We start from the raw sequence: 19,791 nt of genomic DNA, 5'->3' as shown, positions 1-19,791 counted from the left end.
GAATGAAACGCTGTTTCGCCCTGCCCGCACTCGCCCTTGCTCTCGCCGCCACCGGCATCGTTTACGCCGACGACTCGGTGCGCGACCCCGCCGCCAAAATCGTGCGCGGCTACAACGGCGGCCCGCCCTGCGACCCCCAAACCATCGGCGACGGCTCCGCGCCCAAGGCCGGCCCTGATGAGGACATGTCCAATCTCAGCGTCAGTTGCAGCGCCGACAGGAACGTCGGCTGGACCCAGTTGCGCGCGAACCTGCCCAACCCCCACGCCTGCGTCGCGACCCTGGGCGACCTGCGCAAACAGCGCCGGGAGGTGACGATCGTGCGCGACCCGACCGATGACAACCCGCACCACTGCGTGTTGTCGACGATCACGCCCCGGCAGTTCGTCAGGGGCTCGCGCTACCAGCCCTGAGCACCCGGTGCGCTTGGCATGATGGGCAGAAAGGTCCGCCGTAGCGGAACTTTCCCGTATCGCGGAACGAGCGGGACTCGGAAACCGATGCCGCCCATGCCACCGCCCGGCGGCATCGCTGGCTCGTCCTTCTTCGGCAGCTCGGCGACCATCGCCTCGGTGGTGATCATCAGCCCGGCGATCGATGCGGCGTTCTGCAGCGCGGTGCGGCACCTGCTCCTTGTCGAGCGCGAAGCCGGGATAGGCCAGCTGGGCGATCTCGACCACCCGGGCGTCGCCGTCGTTGTTGATCATTGCTGGTTGTAGCGGATGCTTCACAGAACGTCGGCGACATGTAGGCGCCGGCGGACGGCCCCGGGCCGTCCGTCCATCGCGTGCGGGGCGGCCTCAGGCCGCCTGGCCGAACAGCGCGGGGCGCGCGCCAGCCACGCTGCTGGTCCGCCCGGCGCGTTCCTCCAGTGCCGCGGCGAGCCGCTCGAGCAGCTCGATGTTCCCGCGCAGGTGCGCGCGCACGCCGGCGTCGTCGAGGCTGTCGTGCAGGCCGCGGTTGAGTTCGTAGAACCAGTCCAGTTCACCCTGGTCGAGCATCACCGCCGGGTTGCCGTGGCCGCCGGCTTCGTGCCAGTCGCGGAACAGCTGCTGCATGCGCGCGTTGAGCGCCTGGGCCTGCTCCAGCTGCGGGCGCAGCTCGCCGAGCAGGCCGATGTCGGCCAGGCGCTGCTGGAACACCAGCGGGCACAGCACGCCCCAGTAGTAGGCGTAGTCCCACAGCACCTTCAGCGGCAGCACCTCGGCATTGCCGAAGATCGGGTACTGGTCGCGGTACAGCGTGAGCATGTTGCGGTAGAACGAGAAGTACAGTTCCTCGTAGATCCGCGCGTACGGCGCCAGCGAGGCGCCCTCGCGGTCGCGTTCGACCAGTTCGCAGATGTAGGTGTTGGCGATCGCGATGAAGTCGCTGCCCGGGGAGTAGAACGGGTCCAGGAACAGGCCCGACTCGCCGGTCAGTGCCCAGCGCCGCGGCGAGAACACCTGCCGGCAGCCGTAGGAGAAATCGCGGAAGAACGCGAAGTCCATGAGCGTGTCGCGGGCGGATTCCACGTGGTCGGCCACCAGCGGCTGATGCCGGTGCAGCCATTCCAGCGCGCGCTCGAAGCTGTTCATCGTCTCCAGCGGATGCATCTTGGCGTCCGCGACGATGCCCACCGAGTGCGCGCCCGAGGACAGCGGGATCAGCCACACCCAGTAGCCGGGGCCGACCATGTGGTTGGTCGAGCGCCAGCGCTCCGGCGGCGAGCACAGGTCGTGCCATTCGGGGTCGCCGCACCACTCGTCCAGCGCCAGGCGCTGGTCGAGCCGGAACCACACCGCGTTGGCGTCGTGGTCGTTGGGCTCGGCCAGGTCCAGGCGGCGCTTGAGCAGACCGGCGCGGCCCGAGGCGTCGAACAGCCAGCGCGCCTGTACCTGATGCTCGCCGGCGGCGTCCTCGAAGCGCACCCGGTGCGGGCCGTCGCCTTCGGCGACCTCGAAGCCGCGCACGGTGGCGGCGGCGCGGAAGTCGACGCCACGGCGGCGCGCCTCCTCGCCGAGGAAGTTCTCGAAGATGCCGCGGTCGATCTGGTAGGTGGGCGTGGGCAGCACCCGCTTCACGCCCAGCTCGGTGACCGCGGGCAGGTCGCGGCGGCCGTCGGAGAAGAAGAAGCGGAAGCCGAACTTGCGCAGGTGCGCCTGCTCGAGGTGCTCGCGCAGGCCCAAGGTGTGCGCGAAGTAGTGCGCGCCGATCTCGACGGTCGATTCGCCGACCTTGTGCGCGGCCACCGGCAGCGGATGCGCGCGGCGCTCCAGCACCAGCACCCGGATCTCGGGGAAGCGCGTGCGCAGCTGCAGCGCCAGACTCAGGCCGGCCAGTCCGCCGCCGAGGATCACGGCATCGGGTTGCTCGGGCATCGCGTCGTCCTTGTGGGGCTGCGTGCACCGATTGAATCAGATCGGTGCGTGGCACGCCGTGAAAACAGCGTATCAGGCCAGGCCTGGGCCCTGGCTCGGGCCGTCGCCGGGGTCGTGGATCAGCGGCCGGCTGCGATGCGCCTGGGCGTAGCGCGACCAGATCCGGCCGTAGCGCCACACCCGGCCGACCACGTGCGCGGTGATCCGGTAGGGGTCGGAGAGCAACTGTCTTGTGATCACCTCATTTGAGGCGCCTCGACCAATGCATCGCGCATCCGCGCATTGAGGATGACCAGGGGTTTGCGCATGGCGGCGACGATGGCGACTTTAGCTGCCTTGCCGCGTGTACGAAGGGCTTGGTAGAAGTCGCGCAGTCTGGGCTCATATCGGATCGCCGTCAGCATGCTCATGTAAAGCACGGCGCGAATCTCATGACGATCGCCCCAGACATGGCGCCGGCCCCGCATCAGGCCGCTATCCCGGGCCAGCGGGGCAACGCCGATCAGCTTGGCGATCGCCTTGCCATCGAGCCGCCCCAGTTCGGGGAGTTGGCAAGCCAAGGCGGAAGGCATGCGCGAGGAGGACACGCGCTTCTTCGGGTTGCGGCGCGAATGCGGCCTGCACTTCGACGACGACGCCGGCGTCGCCGCTTGACCGCGCACGGCAGCGTCCGCGCGCCACCTAAGGTAACGTTCACGCATACCCGCCCGTGAGCGCTATCGATGCCGCCCAGCCGCCGCACCGCCACGCTGTTGTCACTGCTGTTCGCATGGCCCGCCCTCGCCGGCCAGCCGGAACGCATCCGCCTGCAGTCGCCGGAAGCGGTGCTGGAGGTCACGCCTGCGCTAGGTGGCCGCGTGCTGCACTTCGCGGCGCCCGGCGCCCCCAACCTGTTGAAGGTGGGGGCCGAAGTCGATGCACGACCGTATCCGGAGGTCAGCGCGCACGCGGACGACATCGGCCACCTCGGGCACGACGTCTGGCTCGGCCCGCAGAGCGAGTGGTGGACCGACCAGTCCGTGAATACGGAACGACGTGACGCGCGCGCGCCCTGGCCACCCGACCCGTTCCTCTCGTTCGCAGTCACCCGCGTGCTCGAGCAGAACGCAGACAAGCTGGTGCTGGACGGTATCGACAGCCCGGTCAGTGGCGTCCGGCTAAGCAAGTCGTTCGAACTCGACTCCAAGGACCCGGCTACGGTGGTGCTGCATGTGGTGGCGCGCAACATCCACGACCGGCCGATCTCTCGCGACCTGTGGTTCAACACCCGCGCCAGTGCGGCGATGCGGGTCTACGTGCCGGTCGCCGGCGCGGGCGACGTCCGCATCGAGTCACACGAGCGCATGGCGCCACCGGCCTGGCGGATCGAAGGCGGCCTGTTCTCGCTGTTGTCGCCGCCGTTGCCCGAGGACCTTGATACCCGGCGCGGCAAGGTCTTCCTGCAGCCATCCACGGGCTGGATGGCCGGCTTCTTCGCCGGTCAGGCCTTGGTCATCCGCTTCGACCACCACCCGGTCGAGCGCATCCACGCAGAGCACGGCCAGGTCGAACTGTACGTCGAACACGGCGACGATCCAGCGGCCGGCCTGCTGGAACTCGAAGTCCATGCGCCGTATCGCACGCTGGCCGCGGGCGAAACCATGGTCGCGTCGGAACGCTGGAGCGTGTTGCGCTACGACGGCGACGACGATCCGGCCGCGCATGCCGCGTTCCTGTGCACGGTCGCGGCGCCTCGCCTGCGCGCGCCCGAACTGTGTCCAGCCGCGGGCGACGCCGACGCGGTCGCACCATGATCGGCTGGCCCAGTTCGCGCCACGTCGGAGGCGCCGGCCAATCGGCTTCGAGGTTGCCTTCGAGGTTGCGGCGCAGATCGCGGCGGTCGATCTGTGGCGCGATGCCGTGCAGCAACGCCAGCGCTTAGTCGCGCAACACAAGGCCGCGCGGCACCACCGCCCAGGTGATGCATTCGGGAATCTGCGACGGTGCCTCCAGGATGCACAGATCGTCATCCTCGCGCACGCCAACCGCCATTTCCGCCAATAGCCCGGCACCCATTGACCCTGGCCGGCGGGACCAGCGCCGCTGGCCTGGCGATCAAGTAGCGCCAGTCGGGGCGGCGCGTCTGTCGGTCAATGGTGCGCGGGTGGGTAGGAAAATGCCGCGGGATGCGACGTGGCGGGCGCGCAAAGAAAAACCCCGCCTCGCGGCGGGGTTTTCTTGTTTCGGTATTGCCTGGGAGCCGGATCAGAAGCCCATGCCGCCCATGTCGCCCATGCCGCCGCCCGGCGGCATCGCCGGCTCGTCCTTCTTCGGCAGCTCGGCGACCATCGCCTCGGTGGTGATCATCAGCCCGGCGATCGACGCGGCGTTCTGCAGCGCGGTGCGGGTGACCTTGGTCGGGTCCAGGATGCCCAGCTCGAGCATGTCGCCGAACTCGCCGGTCGCGGCGTTGTAGCCGAAGCTGCCCTTGCCTTCCTTCACCTTGTTGACGATGACCGACGGCTCTTCGCCGGCATTGGTCACGATCTCGCGCAGCGGGGCTTCCATCGCACGCAGGGCGATGGTGATGCCGTGGTTCTGGTCCTCGTTGTCACCCTTCAGGGCGCCGACGGCGGCCAGTGCGCGGATCAGGGCGACGCCGCCACCCGGCACGATGCCTTCCTCGACCGCCGCACGGGTCGCGTGCAGGGCGTCTTCGACGCGCGCCTTCTTCTCCTTCATCTCGATCTCGGTCGAAGCGCCGACCTTGATCACCGCCACGCCGCCGGCCAGCTTGGCCACGCGCTCCTGCAGCTTCTCGCGGTCGTAGTCCGAGGAGGTCTCCTCGATCTGCGCCTTGATCTGCTTGATGCGCGCCTCGATGCCGCCGGTCTCGCCGGCGCCGTCGATGATGGTGGTGTTCTCCTTGCTGATCTGCACCTTCTTGGCACGGCCGAGGTCGTTGATGGTGGCCTTCTCCAGCTGCAGGCCGACTTCCTCGGAGATCACGGTGCCGCCGGTGAGGATCGCCATGTCCTCCAGCATCGCCTTGCGACGGTCGCCGAAGCCCGGGGCCTTGACCGCGCAGACCTTGACGATGCCGCGGATGGTGTTGACCACCAGGGTCGCCAGCGCCTCGCCCTCGATGTCCTCGGCGATGATCAGCAGCGGCTTGCCGGCCTTGGCCACGCCCTCGAGGACGGGCAGCAGGTCGCGCACGTTGGAGATCTTCTTGTCGTGCAGCAGGATGTACGGGTCGTCCAGCTCGGCCTGCATCGACTGCTGGTTGTTGATGAAGTACGGCGACAGATAGCCGCGGTCGAACTGCATGCCCTCGACCACGTCGAGCTCGTTCTCCAGGCCCGAACCGTCCTCGACGGTGATCACGCCTTCCTTGCCGACCTTGTCCATCGCCTGGGCGATCAGGTCGCCGATGTTGGCATCGGAGTTGGCGGAGATGGCGCCGACCTGGGCGATCTCCTTGCTGGTCGACGACGGCTTGCTGAGCTTCTTGAGCTCATCGACGGCGCCGATCACGGCCTTGTCGATGCCGCGCTTGAGGTCCATCGGGTTCATGCCGGCGGCGACCGCCTTCATGCCCTCGCGGATCAGCGCCTGGGCCAGCACGGTCGCGGTGGTGGTGCCGTCACCGGCGTTGTCGGAGGTCTTGGAAGCGACTTCCTTCACCATCTGCGCGCCCATGTTCTCGAACTTGTCCTGCAGTTCGATTTCCTTGGCGACGGAGACGCCGTCCTTGGTGATGGTCGGGGCGCCGAAGCTCTTGTCGAGCACGACGTTGCGGCCCTTCGGGCCGAGGGTGGCCTTGACGGCGTTGGCGAGCGTGTTGACGCCGCGCAGCATCTTGGCACGCGCGTCTTCACCGAAGCGGATTTCCTTGGCAGCCATTGCGGATTACCTCAAAAAGAATTCGAAAGTTGTCGGAACGTGGATGGGAGTGACGCGCGATCAGCCGAGCACCGCGAAGATGTCGTCTTCCTTCACCACCAGGTACTCGGTGCCATCGAGCTTGACCTCGGTGCCGCTGTACTTGCCGAACAGCACCTTGTCGCCGGCCTTGACCTTCGGCGCACGCACGTTGCCGTTGTCGAGCACCTTGCCCTCGCCGACGGCGACGACCTCACCCTTGATCGGCTTCTCGGTGGCCGAGTCCGGAATCACGATGCCGCCGGCGGACATCTTTTCTTCTTCCATGCGCTTGATGACCACGCGGTCGTAGAGCGGCTTGATGTTCATGAGAACCTCACGCAAGTGATTGATTGTGGAGTGGAATTTGAAGGATTTTAGCAGTCGCCCCATGCGAGTGCCAAAGGCGGGGCGAACAGCGCCCGGCAAGCCGGGACTGCGACAAGATGGGGCGGGCCGAGGGGCTTTCAAGGGCCGGAAGGGAAAAAGTCCGCTCCGGACAAAGCGCTCTGGATGGAACATAGAGAAAGAGCGCGTCCCCGAAGTGACGCGCTCTTTCATGGTGCGGGGTCGGCCGTTCCTGGCATGCGCGTCCTGCGTCCCCCCTGACCAGACATCAGTGTCGATGCCGGCCCTCCGTGTCGGCCTGGGTCAATAATGCGCGGAACGCGTCGCATTTACTATGTCGACCACTCCCGAAAAAGGTAAATAATGGTAGCCTCTCCATGCCTGCCAGCAATGCAACTTATTGGTTTATTTGAAATCGAGCCTGGAAAGGCTACTACTGGTAGACAGATGATGGATATTATCGATCTCTAGGCGACTACAGGTATCCACAGCCTGATTCAGACCCGCCCCCCCTGCCGAGGTGCGCCGATGACCCTGCAACAACGCATCCGCCTGGCCCGTCGCCACGCCGGACTATCCCAGGCCGCCGTGGCTCGTGCCGTCGGCGTACAACGCAGCGCCGTCAGTCACTGGGAGGCCATGCTTGGCAAATCGCCCAGCACCGGCCACATGCGCGAACTGGCCCTGGTCACCCAGGTGCAGTTCGAGTGGCTGGCGACCGGGCGCGGCCGGATGACCCTGTCCGATGAGGTGGCGATGGATTCGGTGGCCGCTGCCGATGCACTGCTGGTCGACGACCCGCTCGAACTGCGCCTGCTGAACGCCTTCCGCCAGACGCCGGCACTGGCACGCGCGCCTCTGGTGGAGATCGCCGAACAGCTGGGGGTCCAGCGCGCCGGTCGCCTGCGTGGCAACGAGGGCCGCATTCCGGGAACCGACCGGCCGGGGTGAATCGCATCCGTTGAAGCGGCGCACGACAACAGGTCACAAAGCGTGGTTAGACTGCGACCTTCATCGCCATGAAGGGAGTCGACCCGATGAACCGCAGCGCCCTGCTCCGCAATGCCCTGCTCAGCAGCACCCTGTTGCTCGCCACAGCACTCGTGCCCGCGTCCGCGCTGGCCGAGGTGTTCATCAATGAGATCCACTACGACAACGACGGCGCCGATACCGGCGAAGGGATCGAGGTCGTCGCCACCGCAGGCGAGAGCCTGTCCGGCTACCGGATCTACCGCTACAACGGCAGTTCGCCCTCGGCCGCCAAGGTCTATGGCAACGATCCGCTGCCGGCCGGCAGCACGATCGCCTGCGGCGGCAACGTGCGTATCGCCGTGCTCGCCTATCCGAGCAACGGCCTGCAGAACGGTCCCAACGACGGCATGGCACTGGTCGACGGCAACGGCCAGGTGGTGCAGTTCCTGAGCTACGAGGGCGCGATCACCGCCGTCGACGGTCCAGCCAAGGGGCGCACCAGCCTCAATCTTCCAGTGGCGGAATCCGGCGCCACCCCGGTCGGCCATTCGCTGCAGCTCGGCGGCAGCGGCAGCGGCTACGCGGACTTCAGCTGGAACGAAGCCGCCGCGCAAACCTTCGGCGCCTGCAACAACGGCCAGAGTTTCGTCGCGCCGAACCCGCCACCGGAAATCACCGCCACCCAGCCGGCCGACGGCGCCAACGACTTCCCTGCCGCCGGTGACCTCGGGGTTGCCTTCAGCGAGAGCGTGACCCTCTCCGCTGGCGCCCTCGCTCTGCAATGCGCGCAATCGGGCTCCATCGCCCTGCAGCATGCAAACAGTGGCAGCAGCTTCACCGTCACCACCGGCACCGCGCTGTACGCGGGCGAAACCTGCACCTTCTCCATCCACGCCAGCCAGATCACCGACAGCGGCGGCGCACACCTGGTCGTGGACACCCATGTCGACTTCAGCGTCGCCAGTGGCAGTGGCGGCGGCGGCGACTACTACGCGCAGGTCAACACCAGCAGCCCGGGCCAGCTGCGCTGCTCGCTGCACCAAACCATCCGCGGCCACACCGTCTACCCGTACAGCGGCTCGGGAACCACCAGCACCTGGAACATCCTGGAGATCGCCGACGAGGACCCGAACAACCCGAACCGCATCCTCGATGCCTACCGCAACCGCAGCTACGCCAAGGGCAGCGACCGCGCGGGCACCGGCAGCGGCGCGACCTACAACCGCGAGCACACCTGGCCCAACTCGCTGGGCTTCGGCAGCCGCACCGGCGACCTCGGCCTGCCGAACGCGCCCTACACCGACACCCACATGCTGTACCTGACCGACACCGGCTACAACTCGGATCGCGGCAACAAGCCGTACTCCGACTGCCCGTCGCAGGCCAACTGCGGCGAGCGGGTGACCGATGCCAACAACGGCGCAGGGGGTGGCAGCGGCGTGTTCCCGGGCAATTCGAACTGGGTCCAGGGCGACGGCTTCCAGGTCTGGGGTCAGCGCCGCGGCGACATGGCACGTGCGGTGATGTACATGGCGATCCGCTACGAGGGCGGCCAGGACATCAACAGCGGCCAGTCCGAGCCGGACCTGGAGCTGACCGACAACCGCAGCCTGATCGTCGCCACCTCCAGCTCGCCTGCCTACATGGGGCTGCTCTCCACGCTGCTGGAATGGCACCAGGCCGATCCGCCCGACGACGCCGAACGCGCCCGCAACGAGGTGATCTACAGCTTCCAGGGCAACCGCAACCCCTTCATCGACCATCCGGAATGGGCAACGCCGGAGCTGTTCACCTCAAGCACGCCGGCCATCTGCGAACTGAACTGAACCGTCGCGGGGCCGGCCCATCGCCGGCCCCGCAACAGCCCCTTCGCCCGCCATCGCGATGGCAGGACGGCGCGATGGAGCGGGCCCGGTACAATCCCGGCCATGTCCATCCTGCTGGTCCACTGCACCTGCCCCGACGAGGCCAGTGCCGATACGCTTGCCCGGGCCCTCGTCGAAGAGCGCCTGGCCGCCTGCGTGAGCCGGCTCCCCGGGGTACGCTCGACCTATCGCTGGCAAGGTGAGATCGAGCACGCCGACGAAGTGCTGCTGCTGATCAAGACCACGGCCGAGCGGCTGGATGCGCTGGTCGAGCGTATCCATGCGCTGCACCCGTACGAACTCCCCGAAGTGGTGGCGGTCGAAGCCTGCGGCGGCCTGTCCCCCTACCTGCAGTGGGTAGCCGAGCAGACCCTTCAACCCAGCTGAGCCGATGACCGACTTTCTCCGTCTTTCCTGCCGACTGCTGCTCGGCCTCTCGCTGGCGGCCGCCGTTGCCACCGCCTCGGCCGCCGTCGACGAGGACGATCTGCTGCCGGTCGACGATGCCTTCGTGCTCGGCGCCGAAGCCACGGCCCCGGACGCCATCGCCATCCATTGGAAGATCGCCGACGGCTACTACCTGTACCGCCACCGCACCTCGGTGCAGGCCAGCCCGGCCTTCGCACAACGGGAACTGCAGTTGCCGAAGGGCCATGCCTACACCGACGAGTTCTTCGGTGACGTGGAAACCTACCGCGACCGCCTGATCGCGACATTGCCCGGCCAGGCCGGCGCCGGCACGGTGGCGCTGACGGTCAAATACCAGGGTTGCGCCGACATCGGCATCTGCTACCCGCCGCAGACGCGCCAGATCGAAGTGGCGATGCCGGCAACCGGGCTGGCCGCACTCGGACCCACTGCGACAGGCCCGACCGAGCCGATGCCGGGAGCTGCCGCCGGCCTGCGCCTGCCCGGCAGCACAGGGGCATCGAGCGCGGTCAACGCGGTCGATGGCGGCAATCGCCTGTCGGCACCCGCCACCCTGCCCGGTGGCGGCGACCGGCCGCTGCCGCCCGAGCAGGCCTTCGGGGTCAGCGCACTGGTCGATGACGGCAACACCGTACGGGTGCGCTTCGATGTCGCTCCCGGTTATTACCTGTACCGCGACAAGAGCACGTTCGCCTTCCGGGATGCCGCCGGCCTTGCCCCCGGCCAACCGCAATGGCCGCCCGGCACCCTGCACCGGGACGAGTATTTCGGCGAGACCACGGTCTATTTCGATCCGATCGAGGTGGTCCTGCCGGTGCAGCGCCGTGAGCCCGGCGCAGCCCAGGTACGACTGGTCGTGGAACTGCAGGGCTGCCAGACCGAGGGCATCTGCTATCCGCCGATGACGCGGGAACTGGCGGTGGCCCTGCCCGCCGGGCGTGTCGAGGCGACCACGGCGACCGCGCCTCCCACCACGACCGGCACTGCCGCGGAACCGCCGGGAGACAATGCCGACACGGGCGGGGCGCAGCCGGATGGAGCCACGGCGCCGGCCGGCGAAGACGCCAGTCCAGCCGGCGACACCTCCCTCTCGCCCGCCGATGCTTCCGCCCTCGCGCAGACGGCTGGAAACAACGCCACCGCAACGGCACCGCCGCCCGCCGGCCCTCGCCGGCCGCTCAGCCTGTTCACCGCCCTGCTGCTCGCGCTCGGTGGCGGCCTGATCCTCAACCTGATGCCCTGCGTACTGCCGGTGCTGTCGCTGAAGGCGCTGTCGCTGGCCGGCACCGGCGAGGATCCGGTCCGGGCGCGGCACCATGCACTCTGGTACACCGCCGGCGTGCTGCTCAGTTTCGCTGTGCTCGGCGGGCTGGCGCTGACGCTGCGGCAGGCCGGGCTGGCGCTGGGCTGGGGCTTCCAGCTGCAGCAACCGCTGGTGGTCGCCCTGCTTGCGCTGCTGATGTTCGCGCTGGGCCTGAGCATGTCCGGGGTCTGGCACGTCGGCGGGCGCTGGACCGGCGTCGGCCATGGCCTGACCACGAGGTCGGGGCCGCTCGGCGATTTCTTCACCGGCGTGCTCGCGGTCATCGTCGCCACCCCGTGCACGGCGCCGTTCATGGGTGCGGCGCTGGCCTGGGCGTTCACCGCCGATACCGCCACCGCGCTGCTGGTGTTCCTCGCCCTTGGCCTGGGCCTGGCACTGCCGTTCCTGCTGATCGGTTTCATCCCGGCACTGGCCCACCGGCTGCCCAGGCCGGGGGCGTGGATGGACACCTTCAAGCAGTTGCTGGCCTTCCCGCTGTACCTGACCGCGGTGTGGCTGGCCTGGGTGCTGGCACGCCAGCGCGGCGCCGACGCGATCGGCTGGTTCCTAGTCGCCGCGACCCTGCTCGCCTTCGCCGCCTGGGCCTGGACCCGTGCGCGCCGCGACGGGCGCCGCTGGGCCGCGGTCGCCGGCGTACTCGCGCTGGTCGTGGCGATCTGGCCGCTGCAACGCATCCACGTGATGCCGCGCCCGCAGGCCGCTGCCGCGCTCGCCTCGCCGGCACACGAGGGTTTGGCGCCAGTCGCGTTCTCCGGGCAGCGGCTGGCCGACCTGCGTGCGGCCGGGCGGCCGGTGTTCGTCAATGTCACCGCCGACTGGTGCGTGACCTGCAAGGCCAACGAAAAGACCGTGTTCGCGCGCGACGGCTTCCGCGAGGCGCTGGAAGCCGCCAATGCCGTCTACATGGTCGGCGACTGGACCGATGTCGATCCGGAACTGACCGCCTTCCTGCAAAGCCATGGCGCGGTCGGCGTGCCTTTGTACGTGCTCTACCCGGCCGACGGCGGCGAAGGCCGCGTGCTGCCACTGGTGCTGACCCCGGAGACCGCCCGCCAGGCCCTGGCCGAGGCGGCCGCACGATGAAACTGACGACCGGCAGGATCGTCCTCATCGCCATCATCGGCGCCGTGCTCGGCGGCGCCGTCGGGCTGTGGACCAATGCCCCCAACCCGCTGCTCAGGACCGAGCCCGGCCAGCGCGCGCTGCAGGCGGCGCTGTCGGCGACCGCACCACCCGCGCCGGAAGGCCTGGCGATCGCGCGACGCGGTGAGCCGGTGCCGCGGCTGCAACTGCCGGATCTGGACCAGCATCCGGTCGAGGTCCCCGCCGCCTGGGCTGGCCGGCCGCTGCTGGTCAACTTCTGGGCGACCTGGTGCGGCCCATGCATCGAGGAGATGCCGGAGCTGGACCGTTTCGCTTCCACCCAGGCCGAAGGCGGCGTACAGGTAGTCGGCATCGCCCTGGACGACGCCGATGCGGTTCGCGACTTCCTGACCCGGATCCCGGTCGGCTACCCGATCCTGCTCGACCAGGCCGGCCCGGCCGACAGCAGCGTCCAGTTCGGCAACCTGCGCGGGGTGCTGCCATACTCGGTGCTGATCTCGACCGACGGGCGGTTGCTCAAGCAGAAGGTCGGCCCGTTCCAGCACGGCGAGATCGACGGCTGGAGCGAGTAGGCACCAGGGCCTGGAACGGGACGGAATGCCTCGATGGCACCGCCTCGCATTCCGCTGAGCGCCCCGCGCGCTGCGCCATGGGCGGCAACCAACGGAACAGGGCTTGACGACGCCAGCGCAGACCCTCTAGAGCGAACACTCAAACGCCCGATTAAAACGCGACAACTTCGCCGATTTTGCGGCTAACTTCTGGACATCGCACCGACCATCACGCACACTGCCGGCCTTTGAAGGCTCACGTCCTGCACGATGGCGAAACTGCTGGCCCTGCACGGCCCCAACCTCAACCTGCTCGGCACCCGCGAACCCGGGATCTACGGCACCGCCACGCTGGCCGGGATCGAGGCGGCGCTGGTCGAGCAGGCCGAGGCCGCGGGGCACCGGCTGGAAAGTTTCCAGTCCAACGCCGAACATGCCCTGGTCGAACGCGTCCAGGCTGCCCTTGGCGAGGTCGACTTCATCCTGATCAACCCGGCCGCCTTCACCCACACCTCGGTCGCGCTGCGCGACGCGCTGGCCGCGGTGGCCATTCCCTTCATCGAGATCCACCTGTCCAACCCGCACGCACGCGAGCCGTTCCGCCACACCAGCTACTTCTCCGACCTCGCCGTCGGCGTGGTCTGCGGGTTCGGCGCCGACAGCTACCGCTATGCGCTGGACGCCGCGCTGCAGCGACTCGGGGACGGCGGCGCATGATCGCGCGCACCGCCCTGCTGGCCGGCCTGATGCTGGGCGCGAGCCCGGCCGCGTCCGCCGACGACGTCGACTGCACCCAGGCCACGTCGACCATGGAGATCGACATCTGCATGTCGCGCGAGTACGAGCAGGCTGACGCGGAGCTCAACACCACCTACCGCGACATGCGGGGGCAGTTGCGCCGCTGGGAGGACGGGGGCAACTGCCACGCCTGCCGTGGCATGACCGAGGCCCTGGTCCAGGCGCAGCGGCACTGGATCGATTTTCGCGACCGCGACTGCGATGCCGCCTATGCGCTGGCCGCCGATGGCAGCGGTCGCAACCAGGCCCGCCTGGACTGCTTGATCGAGCACACCCGAGCCCGTACCCGCCAGCTCACCGACCGGTTCGACATCGGCAACTGAACCGCTCCGCACATCCGACCGACCCGCCCCCTTGGGGCACCACCTAGAGGCCCATCCATGGACCTGCGCAAAATCAAGAAGCTGATCGACCTGCTCGAGGAATCCAACCTCGCCGAGATCGAGATCAAGGAGGGCGAAGAGTCCGTCCGCCTGGCCCGGACACCGAGGGGCGGCGCCCCGCTCGCCGCACAGATGGCCGCGCCGCACACCGTGCACGTACCGGCGCCGATGCCGATGCAGTCGCCGACCGAGGCCGCCACCGGTGGCAGCGCTCCCGCCGACGCGGGCGAGTCGCTGCCCGACGGCCACGTCGTACGCGCGCCCATGGTCGGCACCTTCTATGCCAGCCCGGCGCCGGACAAGCCGGTATTCGTCAGCGTCGGCCAGACGGTCAAGGCCGGCGAAACGCTGGGCATCATCGAGGCGATGAAGATGTTCAACCCGATCGAGGCCGACGTCTCCGGCACCGTGGTCAAGATCCTGGTCGAGAACGGCCAGCCGATCGAGTTCGACCAGCCGCTGTTCGTGATCGGGTGACCCATGCTGGATAAGGTCGTAATCGCCAACCGGGGCGAGATCGCGCTGCGCATCCTGCGCGCCTGCCACGCCCTGGGCATCCGCACGGTCGCGGTGCACTCCACCGTCGACCGCAACCTCAAGCACGTCGCGATGGCCGACGAATCGGTCTGCATCGGCCCGGCCCCATCGACCGACAGCTACCTCAACATGGCGCAGATCATCGCCGCTGCCGAGGTCACCGACGCCCAGGCGATCCATCCCGGCTACGGCTTCCTGGCCGAGAACGCCGACTTCGCCGAGCGCGTCGAGGAGTCGGGTTTCGTCTTCATCGGACCCAAGGCCGACACCATCCGCCTGATGGGCGACAAGGTCGAGGCGATCCGCGCAATGAAGGACGCCGGCGTGCCCTGCGTGCCCGGCAGCGGCGGCCCGCTGGGCGACGAGCCCGACACCAACGTCAAGATCGCCCGCGAGATCGGCTACCCGGTGATCGTCAAGGCGGCTGGCGGCGGCGGCGGCCGCGGCATGCGCGTGGTCCATACCGAGGCCGCGCTGCACAATGCCGTGCAGACCACCAAGAGCGAGGCCAAGGCTGCGTTCGGCAACGACATGGTCTATATGGAGAAATTCCTGGAGAACCCGCGCCACGTGGAGATCCAGGTGCTCGCCGACGGCCAGGGCAACGCGATCCACCTGGGCGAGCGCGACTGCTCGATGCAGCGCCGCCACCAGAAGGTGGTCGAGGAAGCGCCCGCGCCCGGCATCACCCCCGAGCAGCGCGCCGAGATCGGCAAGGTGTGCGTGGAGGCCTGCATCCGCATCGGCTACCGCGGCGCCGGCACCTTCGAGTTCCTGTACGAGAACGGCCGCTTCTACTTCATCGAAATGAATACCCGCATCCAGGTCGAGCATCCGGTCACCGAGATGGTCACCGGCGTCGACCTGATCCGCGAGCAGCTGAGCATCGCCGCCGGCAACAAGCTGTCGCTGAAGCAAGAGGACATCGTCCTCGACGGCCATGCGATCGAGTGCCGCATCAACGCCGAGGATCCGGAGACCTTCATGCCGAGCCCGGGCCTGATCCAGCACTGCCACGTACCCGGCGGCCCCGGCGTGCGCGTCGACAGCCACGTCTACGAAGGCTACCGCGTGCCGCCGAACTACGACTCGATGATCGGCAAGCTGATCGTGCACGGCCCGGACCGCGAGACCGCGATCGCGCGCATGCGGGTGGCCCTGAGCGAGATGGTCGTCGACGGCATCAAGACCAACATCCCGCTGCAGCAGCGGATCATGGCCGACATCGGCTTCCAGCAGGGCAGCCAGAACATCCACTACCTGGAGAAGCGGCTGAAGGAACAGCAGGAGAAGTCGCGCTCGATCGTCTGAGCGCGGCCTTCCATGCCCTTCCTCGAACTCACCCTGCCCTGCACCGAGATCCAACAGCCGCGCTACGAGCGCGCATTGGAGGATGTCGGTGCGCTCGCGGTCACCCTGGCCGACGCGCATGCCGATGCGCCGGACGAACAGGCGATCTTCGAACCCGGCGTGGGCCAGACGCCGTTGTGGGGCGAGATGGTGCTGACCGCGCTGTTCCCGGGCGAAACGCCGGCCGGATTGCTGCTGCATGCGCTGGCCGCCGCCGACGAAGGACTGGACTGGTCGCGCGCATCGTTCCGCGAGGTCGAGGACCAGGACTGGGAACGCGCGTGGATGGACCAGTACGAGCCGCTGAAATTCGGCGACCGCACCTGGATCGTGCCGTGGAACCATGAACTGCCCGAAGGCGCCGACGCCGATGACGCGGCGGTGGTGCGGCTCGATCCCGGCCTCGCGTTCGGCTCCGGCACCCATCCGACCACCGCACTGTGCCTGCAATGGCTGGACACGCTTGCCGGCGAGGGGTTGATGGCAGGCCGCGAGGTGCTCGACTTCGGTTGTGGCTCGGGCATCCTCGCGCTGGCCGCGTTGAAGCTCGGCGCGGCACGTGCGGTCGGTGTCGACAACGACCCGCAGGCGGTCGCCGCGACGCTCGACAATGCACAGCGCAACGGCGTCGAATCGAAGATGGGCGTGCACCTGCCCGAGGACGAGCCAGTCGCGACCTACCCGATCGTGGTCGCCAACATCCTCGCCTCGGCATTGATCGAACTGGCCGGGGTGATCGGCGAGCGGGTCGCGCCGGGCGGCCGCATCGCGCTGTCGGGCATCCTCGCCGGGCAGGAGGACGAGGTGATCGCCGCCTACGCAGACCGCTTCGACGCCCTGCGTGCCGAACGACTCGACGACTGGATGCGAGTCACCGGCACACGTCGCTAAACTCCCGGCATGTTCATCCCCTGCCCCAACTGCGGATTCCTGGTCGCCCTTGCCGCCAAGCGCACGGGCAGGTCGCAGCATTGCCCGCGCTGCAATACCCTGCTCGAGGAAGACACCGCCACATCCGCGACACCGCCGGCCGAAGCGACAGCGGACACTCCGCAGCAGCCGCCCACTGCGACCACGTCTGGCAAGCCGGCCGAACCCGCGCAGTCGAGCCCGCCGTTGCCGCCAACGCCCGCGCCACCGGTCCCCGCCGCCAGCAGCGGTCCCAGCTTCACCCGCGTGCGCGTCGACCCGCATGCCAGCGCACCGCAATGGCCGCTGCTGCTGACCATCGCCGGACTGGCCGCGTTGCTGGCGCTGCAACTGCTGCTCGCCCAGCGCGCGGAGCTGGCGGGAAAGGCGCAATGGCGGCCACTGATGACCGCGCTGTGCACAGTCCTGCGCTGCGACCTGCCACCGTGGCACCAGCCTGCCGCCTACGTCATGCTCGACCGCAGCGTACGTCCGATTGCGGACCGTCCCGGCGTGCTGCAGGTCAACGCCAGCTTCCGCAACGACGCGCGCTGGGCGCAAGCCTGGCCGACCCTGGTGCTGAGCCTGTCCGATGCCGACGGCCGCCAGGTCGGACAGCGCGCCTTCGCCCCTGGCGACTATCACGGGACTCACGCCGCAGACGACCGGCTCGAATCCGGCCAGAGCGCGACGGTGGCCTTCGAAGTGGTCGAGCCGGCCCCGAACATCGTCGCATTCACCTTCGACTTCCGCTGAATGTGATACCCGCCGGTGTCACTCCGGCGGCCCACGGGTTAGACTCCTCCTCCCGTCGCGCCCCGCGTCCGCCCGCTCGGCCCAGGCCACGCCATGACGGGTACCGTTGCACAGGGGAATCGAATTGAACGCTGCCGAACGTACCGACTCCAGCCGCCAGGGCCCGCGCGTGCCACTGCGTGACCACGTGGCGACCTCGATCCGCCGCTACCTCGGCGACCTCAATGGCAGCGATACCGAGAATCTCTACGAGATCGCACTGCGCGAACTCGAGATCCCGCTGTTCGCCGAAGTGATGGAACATTGCGAAGGCAACCAGAGCCGCGCCGCCACCATGCTCGGCATCCACCGCGCGACGCTGCGCAAGAAGCTGCGGGAATACGGCCTGGCCTGAGTCGCCTGCTGGCCAGGTTGACGTCACCCCCGCGAAGACGGGGATCCAGCGGGCTCCCGCTCCACCGGCTGCAACGACGCGGGGCACCCTCGGCGGAAACGCTCAAGGACAGGCCTCCACGGACATGGCGCCATCCGGACCCTGTATCGGTGCGGCGGCTATAATTCGCGGCCCACTCCCATCTCCCTGCCCCGATGACCGCTGCCTCGCCGAACGGCGCCGTGAAGACCGCGCCGGTGAAAATCCGCCGCGCCCTGCTGTCCGTGTCCGACAAGACCGGCCTGATCGAGCTCGCCACCGCCCTCGCCGGCCACGGCGTCGAGCTGCTGTCCACCGGCGGCACCGCCAAGGCGATCCGCGACGCCGGCCTGACAGTCAGGGATGTCAGCGATGTCACCGGCTTCCCCGAGATGATGGACGGCCGGGTCAAGACCCTGCACCCGATCGTGCACGGCGGCCTGCTCGGCCGTGCCGGTACCGATGATGCGGTGATGGCCGAGCACGGCATCGGCGCGATCGACCTGCTGGTGCTGAACCTGTATCCGTTCGAAGCGGTTACCGCGAGCGCCGACTGCACGCTCGCCGACGCAGTGGAGAACATCGACATCGGCGGCCCGGCGATGCTGCGCTCGGCGGCCAAGAACTTCGCCCGGGTGGCGGTCGCGACCGATCCAGCGCAGTACGGCGCGCTGGTCGAGGAAATGAAAGCGAACGACGGCACGCTGTCCGCTGCCAAGCGCTTCGAACTGTCGGTGGCGGCATTCAACCGCGTGGCGCAATACGACGCCGCGATCAGCAACTATCTGTCCGCGATCTCCGACGCGGCGGGCGAGGTGCCGGTGCGCACGGCGTTCTCGGCGCAGGCCAACGGCAGCTTCGTGAAGGTCATGGACCTGCGCTACGGCGAGAATCCGCACCAGCAGGCCGCGTTCTACCGCGATCTCTATCCCGCCCCGGGCTCGCTGGCGACGCTCGAGCAACTGCAGGGCAAGGAGCTGAGCTACAACAACATCGCCGACAGCGACGCGGCCTGGGAATGCGTGCGCCAGTTCGACGCGCCGGCCTGCGTGATCGTCAAGCACGCCAACCCCTGCGGCGTGGCAGTGGGCGTGGCCTGCGGCGACGCCTACGAGCTGGCCTACGCAACCGACCCGACCAGCGCCTTCGGCGGCATCATCGCGTTCAACCGCAAGCTGGACGCGGCGACCGCGAAGGTGATCCTCGACCGCCAGTTCGTCGAGGTGCTGATCGCGCCGGATTACGAGGACGCCGCGCTCGACTACGCATCAAGGAAGGCCAACGTGCGTGTGCTGCGCATTCCGCTCGCACCGGCCTCCAAGGGCTTCATCGACACCAAGCGCGTGGGCTCGGGCATGCTGATGCAGACCGCCGACGATCGCGTGGTGACCCGCGAGGACCTGAAGGTGGTGACGAAGCTCGCACCGACCGACCAGCAGTTCACCGACCTGCTGTTCGCGTGGAAGGTAGCCAAATTCGTCAAGTCCAACGCAATTGTCTACGCCAAGGACAGCCGCACGATCGGCGTCGGCGCTGGGCAGATGAGCCGGGTGTACTCGGCACGCATCGCCGGCATCAAGGCGGTCGATGCCGGCCTGGTGGTGCCGGGTTCGGTGATGGCGAGCGATGCCTTCTTCCCGTTCCGCGACGGCATCGACGCCGCGGCGGAGGCCGGCATCAAGGCAGTGATCCAGCCCGGCGGCTCGATGCGCGATAAGGAAGTGATCGAAGCTGCCGACGAGCACGGCATCGCAATGGTGTTCACCGGCGTGCGCCACTTCCGGCATTGA

At 68.3% G+C, this 19,791-nt stretch carries 20 protein-coding genes and 2 pseudogenes; 16 read left to right on the top strand and 6 right to left on the bottom strand.

Translation table 11 applies throughout. The features are described from left to right. The first annotated feature begins 2 nt into the window (after positions 1 to 2). Together FKV23_RS02400 and FKV23_RS02395 are read left to right on the top strand one after the other, a co-directional pair. The gene (locus FKV23_RS02400) at positions 3 to 413 is read left to right on the top strand and encodes a hypothetical protein (RefSeq protein ID WP_141622421.1); all 411 of its coding nucleotides are present in this window, start codon (positions 3 to 5) and stop codon (positions 411 to 413) included. Between the two features lie 96 nt (positions 414 to 509). Beyond that, complete coding sequence (locus FKV23_RS02395) at positions 510 to 719, top strand: hypothetical protein (RefSeq protein WP_141622420.1); 210 nt, start codon at positions 510 to 512, stop codon at positions 717 to 719. An 81-nt stretch (positions 720 to 800) separates the two neighbouring features. On the opposite strand, the gene FKV23_RS02390 is transcribed toward FKV23_RS02395, so the two are convergent. From FKV23_RS02390 to FKV23_RS02385, 3 genes and pseudogenes are all read right to left on the bottom strand, one after another. Further along, the gene (locus FKV23_RS02390; protein ID WP_141622419.1) at positions 801 to 2,360 is read right to left on the bottom strand and encodes an NAD(P)/FAD-dependent oxidoreductase; all 1,560 of its coding nucleotides are present in this window, start codon (positions 2,358 to 2,360) and stop codon (positions 801 to 803) included. 72 nt (positions 2,361 to 2,432) lie between these two features. Next, complete coding sequence (locus tag FKV23_RS17085; RefSeq protein ID WP_167284905.1) at positions 2,433 to 2,585, bottom strand: hypothetical protein; 153 nt, start codon at positions 2,583 to 2,585, stop codon at positions 2,433 to 2,435. An 11-nt stretch (positions 2,586 to 2,596) separates the two neighbouring features. Beyond that, a pseudogene (locus FKV23_RS02385) lies at positions 2,597 to 2,920 on the bottom strand (transposase); the annotation flags it as partial. A 162-nt stretch (positions 2,921 to 3,082) separates the two neighbouring features. Here FKV23_RS02385 and FKV23_RS02380 point away from each other — a divergent pair. After that, entirely contained in the window at positions 3,083 to 4,153 is a 1,071-nt protein-coding gene (locus tag FKV23_RS02380) for a DUF4380 domain-containing protein (RefSeq protein WP_141622417.1), read from the top strand. Here the strand turns inward: FKV23_RS02380 and FKV23_RS17440 are convergent. From FKV23_RS17440 to groES, 3 genes and pseudogenes are all read right to left on the bottom strand, one after another. After that, positions 4,152 to 4,415 (bottom strand): annotated as a pseudogene (locus FKV23_RS17440) (CysB family transcriptional regulator); the annotation flags it as partial. The gene FKV23_RS02380 and the pseudogene FKV23_RS17440 sit on opposite strands and share 2 nt — an antisense overlap. 189 nt (positions 4,416 to 4,604) lie before the next feature. Further along, positions 4,605 to 6,245, bottom strand: a complete 1,641-nt coding sequence (groL, locus tag FKV23_RS02375; RefSeq protein WP_141622416.1) for a chaperonin GroEL — start codon at positions 6,243 to 6,245, stop codon at positions 4,605 to 4,607. Positions 6,246 to 6,305: 60 nt separating this feature from the next. After that, complete coding sequence (gene groES / locus FKV23_RS02370; RefSeq protein WP_141622415.1) at positions 6,306 to 6,593, bottom strand: co-chaperone GroES; 288 nt, start codon at positions 6,591 to 6,593, stop codon at positions 6,306 to 6,308. 546 nt (positions 6,594 to 7,139) lie between these two features. On the opposite strand from groES, the gene FKV23_RS02365 reads away from it, so the two are divergent. From FKV23_RS02365 to purH, 13 genes are all read left to right on the top strand, one after another. Then, a complete protein-coding gene (locus FKV23_RS02365; protein WP_141622414.1) occupies positions 7,140 to 7,562 on the top strand; it encodes a helix-turn-helix transcriptional regulator in 423 nt (140 codons plus the stop codon). A gap of 86 nt (positions 7,563 to 7,648) precedes the next feature. Next, a complete protein-coding gene (locus tag FKV23_RS02360; protein WP_141622413.1) occupies positions 7,649 to 9,409 on the top strand; it encodes an endonuclease in 1,761 nt (586 codons plus the stop codon). Positions 9,410 to 9,511: 102 nt separating this feature from the next. Further along, positions 9,512 to 9,835 (top strand): divalent-cation tolerance protein CutA, encoded by a 324-nt coding sequence (gene cutA, locus FKV23_RS02355; RefSeq protein WP_141622412.1) that lies wholly within the window; start codon positions 9,512 to 9,514, stop codon positions 9,833 to 9,835. A gap of 4 nt (positions 9,836 to 9,839) precedes the next feature. Then, on the top strand, positions 9,840 to 12,284 hold the full coding sequence (locus FKV23_RS02350) for a protein-disulfide reductase DsbD family protein (RefSeq protein ID WP_141622411.1): 2,445 nt from the start codon (positions 9,840 to 9,842) through the stop codon (positions 12,282 to 12,284). After that, positions 12,281 to 12,877, top strand: a complete 597-nt coding sequence (locus tag FKV23_RS02345) for a TlpA family protein disulfide reductase (RefSeq protein WP_141622410.1) — start codon at positions 12,281 to 12,283, stop codon at positions 12,875 to 12,877. Before FKV23_RS02350 ends, FKV23_RS02345 begins: the two co-directional genes overlap by 4 nt. A 249-nt stretch (positions 12,878 to 13,126) precedes the next feature. Then, positions 13,127 to 13,573: a type II 3-dehydroquinate dehydratase gene (aroQ, locus tag FKV23_RS02340; protein WP_141622409.1), complete on the top strand. Its 447-nt coding sequence runs from the start codon at positions 13,127 to 13,129 to the stop codon at positions 13,571 to 13,573. Beyond that, positions 13,570 to 13,977, top strand: coding sequence for a lysozyme inhibitor LprI family protein (locus FKV23_RS02335; protein ID WP_141622408.1), 408 nt, complete (start codon positions 13,570 to 13,572; stop codon positions 13,975 to 13,977). Before aroQ ends, FKV23_RS02335 begins: the two co-directional genes overlap by 4 nt. Before the next feature lie 57 nt (positions 13,978 to 14,034). Further along, positions 14,035 to 14,514, top strand: a complete 480-nt coding sequence (gene accB, locus FKV23_RS02330; RefSeq protein WP_141622407.1) for an acetyl-CoA carboxylase biotin carboxyl carrier protein — start codon at positions 14,035 to 14,037, stop codon at positions 14,512 to 14,514. Between the two features lie 3 nt (positions 14,515 to 14,517). Beyond that, entirely contained in the window at positions 14,518 to 15,885 is a 1,368-nt protein-coding gene (gene accC / locus FKV23_RS02325) for an acetyl-CoA carboxylase biotin carboxylase subunit (protein WP_141622406.1), read from the top strand. Positions 15,886 to 15,897: 12 nt separating this feature from the next. Further along, on the top strand, positions 15,898 to 16,815 hold the full coding sequence (gene prmA, locus FKV23_RS02320; protein ID WP_141622405.1) for a 50S ribosomal protein L11 methyltransferase: 918 nt from the start codon (positions 15,898 to 15,900) through the stop codon (positions 16,813 to 16,815). Between the two features lie 9 nt (positions 16,816 to 16,824). Beyond that, positions 16,825 to 17,589, top strand: coding sequence for a DUF3426 domain-containing protein (locus tag FKV23_RS02315; protein ID WP_141622404.1), 765 nt, complete (start codon positions 16,825 to 16,827; stop codon positions 17,587 to 17,589). 124 nt (positions 17,590 to 17,713) lie between these two features. Next, complete coding sequence (fis, locus tag FKV23_RS02310) at positions 17,714 to 17,983, top strand: DNA-binding transcriptional regulator Fis (protein ID WP_141622403.1); 270 nt, start codon at positions 17,714 to 17,716, stop codon at positions 17,981 to 17,983. A gap of 242 nt (positions 17,984 to 18,225) precedes the next feature. Further along, positions 18,226 to 19,791: a bifunctional phosphoribosylaminoimidazolecarboxamide formyltransferase/IMP cyclohydrolase gene (gene purH, locus FKV23_RS02305; RefSeq protein WP_407067663.1), complete on the top strand. Its 1,566-nt coding sequence runs from the start codon at positions 18,226 to 18,228 to the stop codon at positions 19,789 to 19,791.

The sequence above is a fragment of the Lysobacter alkalisoli genome (assembly GCF_006547045.1).
Classification (GTDB): domain Bacteria; phylum Pseudomonadota; class Gammaproteobacteria; order Xanthomonadales; family Xanthomonadaceae; genus Marilutibacter; species Marilutibacter alkalisoli.
This window is presented reverse-complemented; position numbering and strand designations above follow the sequence as displayed.

What these genes read in the sequence shown, in the direction of transcription:
- FKV23_RS02400 (WP_141622421.1), top strand. Translation starts at nt 3, where the DNA reads ATGAAACGCTGTTTCGCCCTGCCCGCACTCGCCCTTGCTCTCGCCGCC.
- FKV23_RS02395 (WP_141622420.1), top strand. Translation starts at nt 510, where the DNA reads ATGCCACCGCCCGGCGGCATCGCTGGCTCGTCCTTCTTCGGCAGCTCG.
- FKV23_RS02390 (WP_141622419.1), bottom strand. Translation starts at nt 2,360, where the DNA reads ATGCCCGAGCAACCCGATGCCGTGATCCTCGGCGGCGGACTGGCCGGC.
- FKV23_RS02380 (WP_141622417.1), top strand. Translation starts at nt 3,083, where the DNA reads ATGCCGCCCAGCCGCCGCACCGCCACGCTGTTGTCACTGCTGTTCGCA.
- groL (WP_141622416.1), bottom strand. Translation starts at nt 6,245, where the DNA reads ATGGCTGCCAAGGAAATCCGCTTCGGTGAAGACGCGCGTGCCAAGATG.
- groES (WP_141622415.1), bottom strand. Translation starts at nt 6,593, where the DNA reads ATGAACATCAAGCCGCTCTACGACCGCGTGGTCATCAAGCGCATGGAA.
- FKV23_RS02365 (WP_141622414.1), top strand. Translation starts at nt 7,140, where the DNA reads ATGACCCTGCAACAACGCATCCGCCTGGCCCGTCGCCACGCCGGACTA.
- FKV23_RS02360 (WP_141622413.1), top strand. Translation starts at nt 7,649, where the DNA reads ATGAACCGCAGCGCCCTGCTCCGCAATGCCCTGCTCAGCAGCACCCTG.
- cutA (WP_141622412.1), top strand. Translation starts at nt 9,512, where the DNA reads ATGTCCATCCTGCTGGTCCACTGCACCTGCCCCGACGAGGCCAGTGCC.
- FKV23_RS02350 (WP_141622411.1), top strand. Translation starts at nt 9,840, where the DNA reads ATGACCGACTTTCTCCGTCTTTCCTGCCGACTGCTGCTCGGCCTCTCG.
- FKV23_RS02345 (WP_141622410.1), top strand. Translation starts at nt 12,281, where the DNA reads ATGAAACTGACGACCGGCAGGATCGTCCTCATCGCCATCATCGGCGCC.
- aroQ (WP_141622409.1), top strand. Translation starts at nt 13,127, where the DNA reads ATGGCGAAACTGCTGGCCCTGCACGGCCCCAACCTCAACCTGCTCGGC.
- FKV23_RS02335 (WP_141622408.1), top strand. Translation starts at nt 13,570, where the DNA reads ATGATCGCGCGCACCGCCCTGCTGGCCGGCCTGATGCTGGGCGCGAGC.
- accB (WP_141622407.1), top strand. Translation starts at nt 14,035, where the DNA reads ATGGACCTGCGCAAAATCAAGAAGCTGATCGACCTGCTCGAGGAATCC.
- accC (WP_141622406.1), top strand. Translation starts at nt 14,518, where the DNA reads ATGCTGGATAAGGTCGTAATCGCCAACCGGGGCGAGATCGCGCTGCGC.
- prmA (WP_141622405.1), top strand. Translation starts at nt 15,898, where the DNA reads ATGCCCTTCCTCGAACTCACCCTGCCCTGCACCGAGATCCAACAGCCG.
- FKV23_RS02315 (WP_141622404.1), top strand. Translation starts at nt 16,825, where the DNA reads ATGTTCATCCCCTGCCCCAACTGCGGATTCCTGGTCGCCCTTGCCGCC.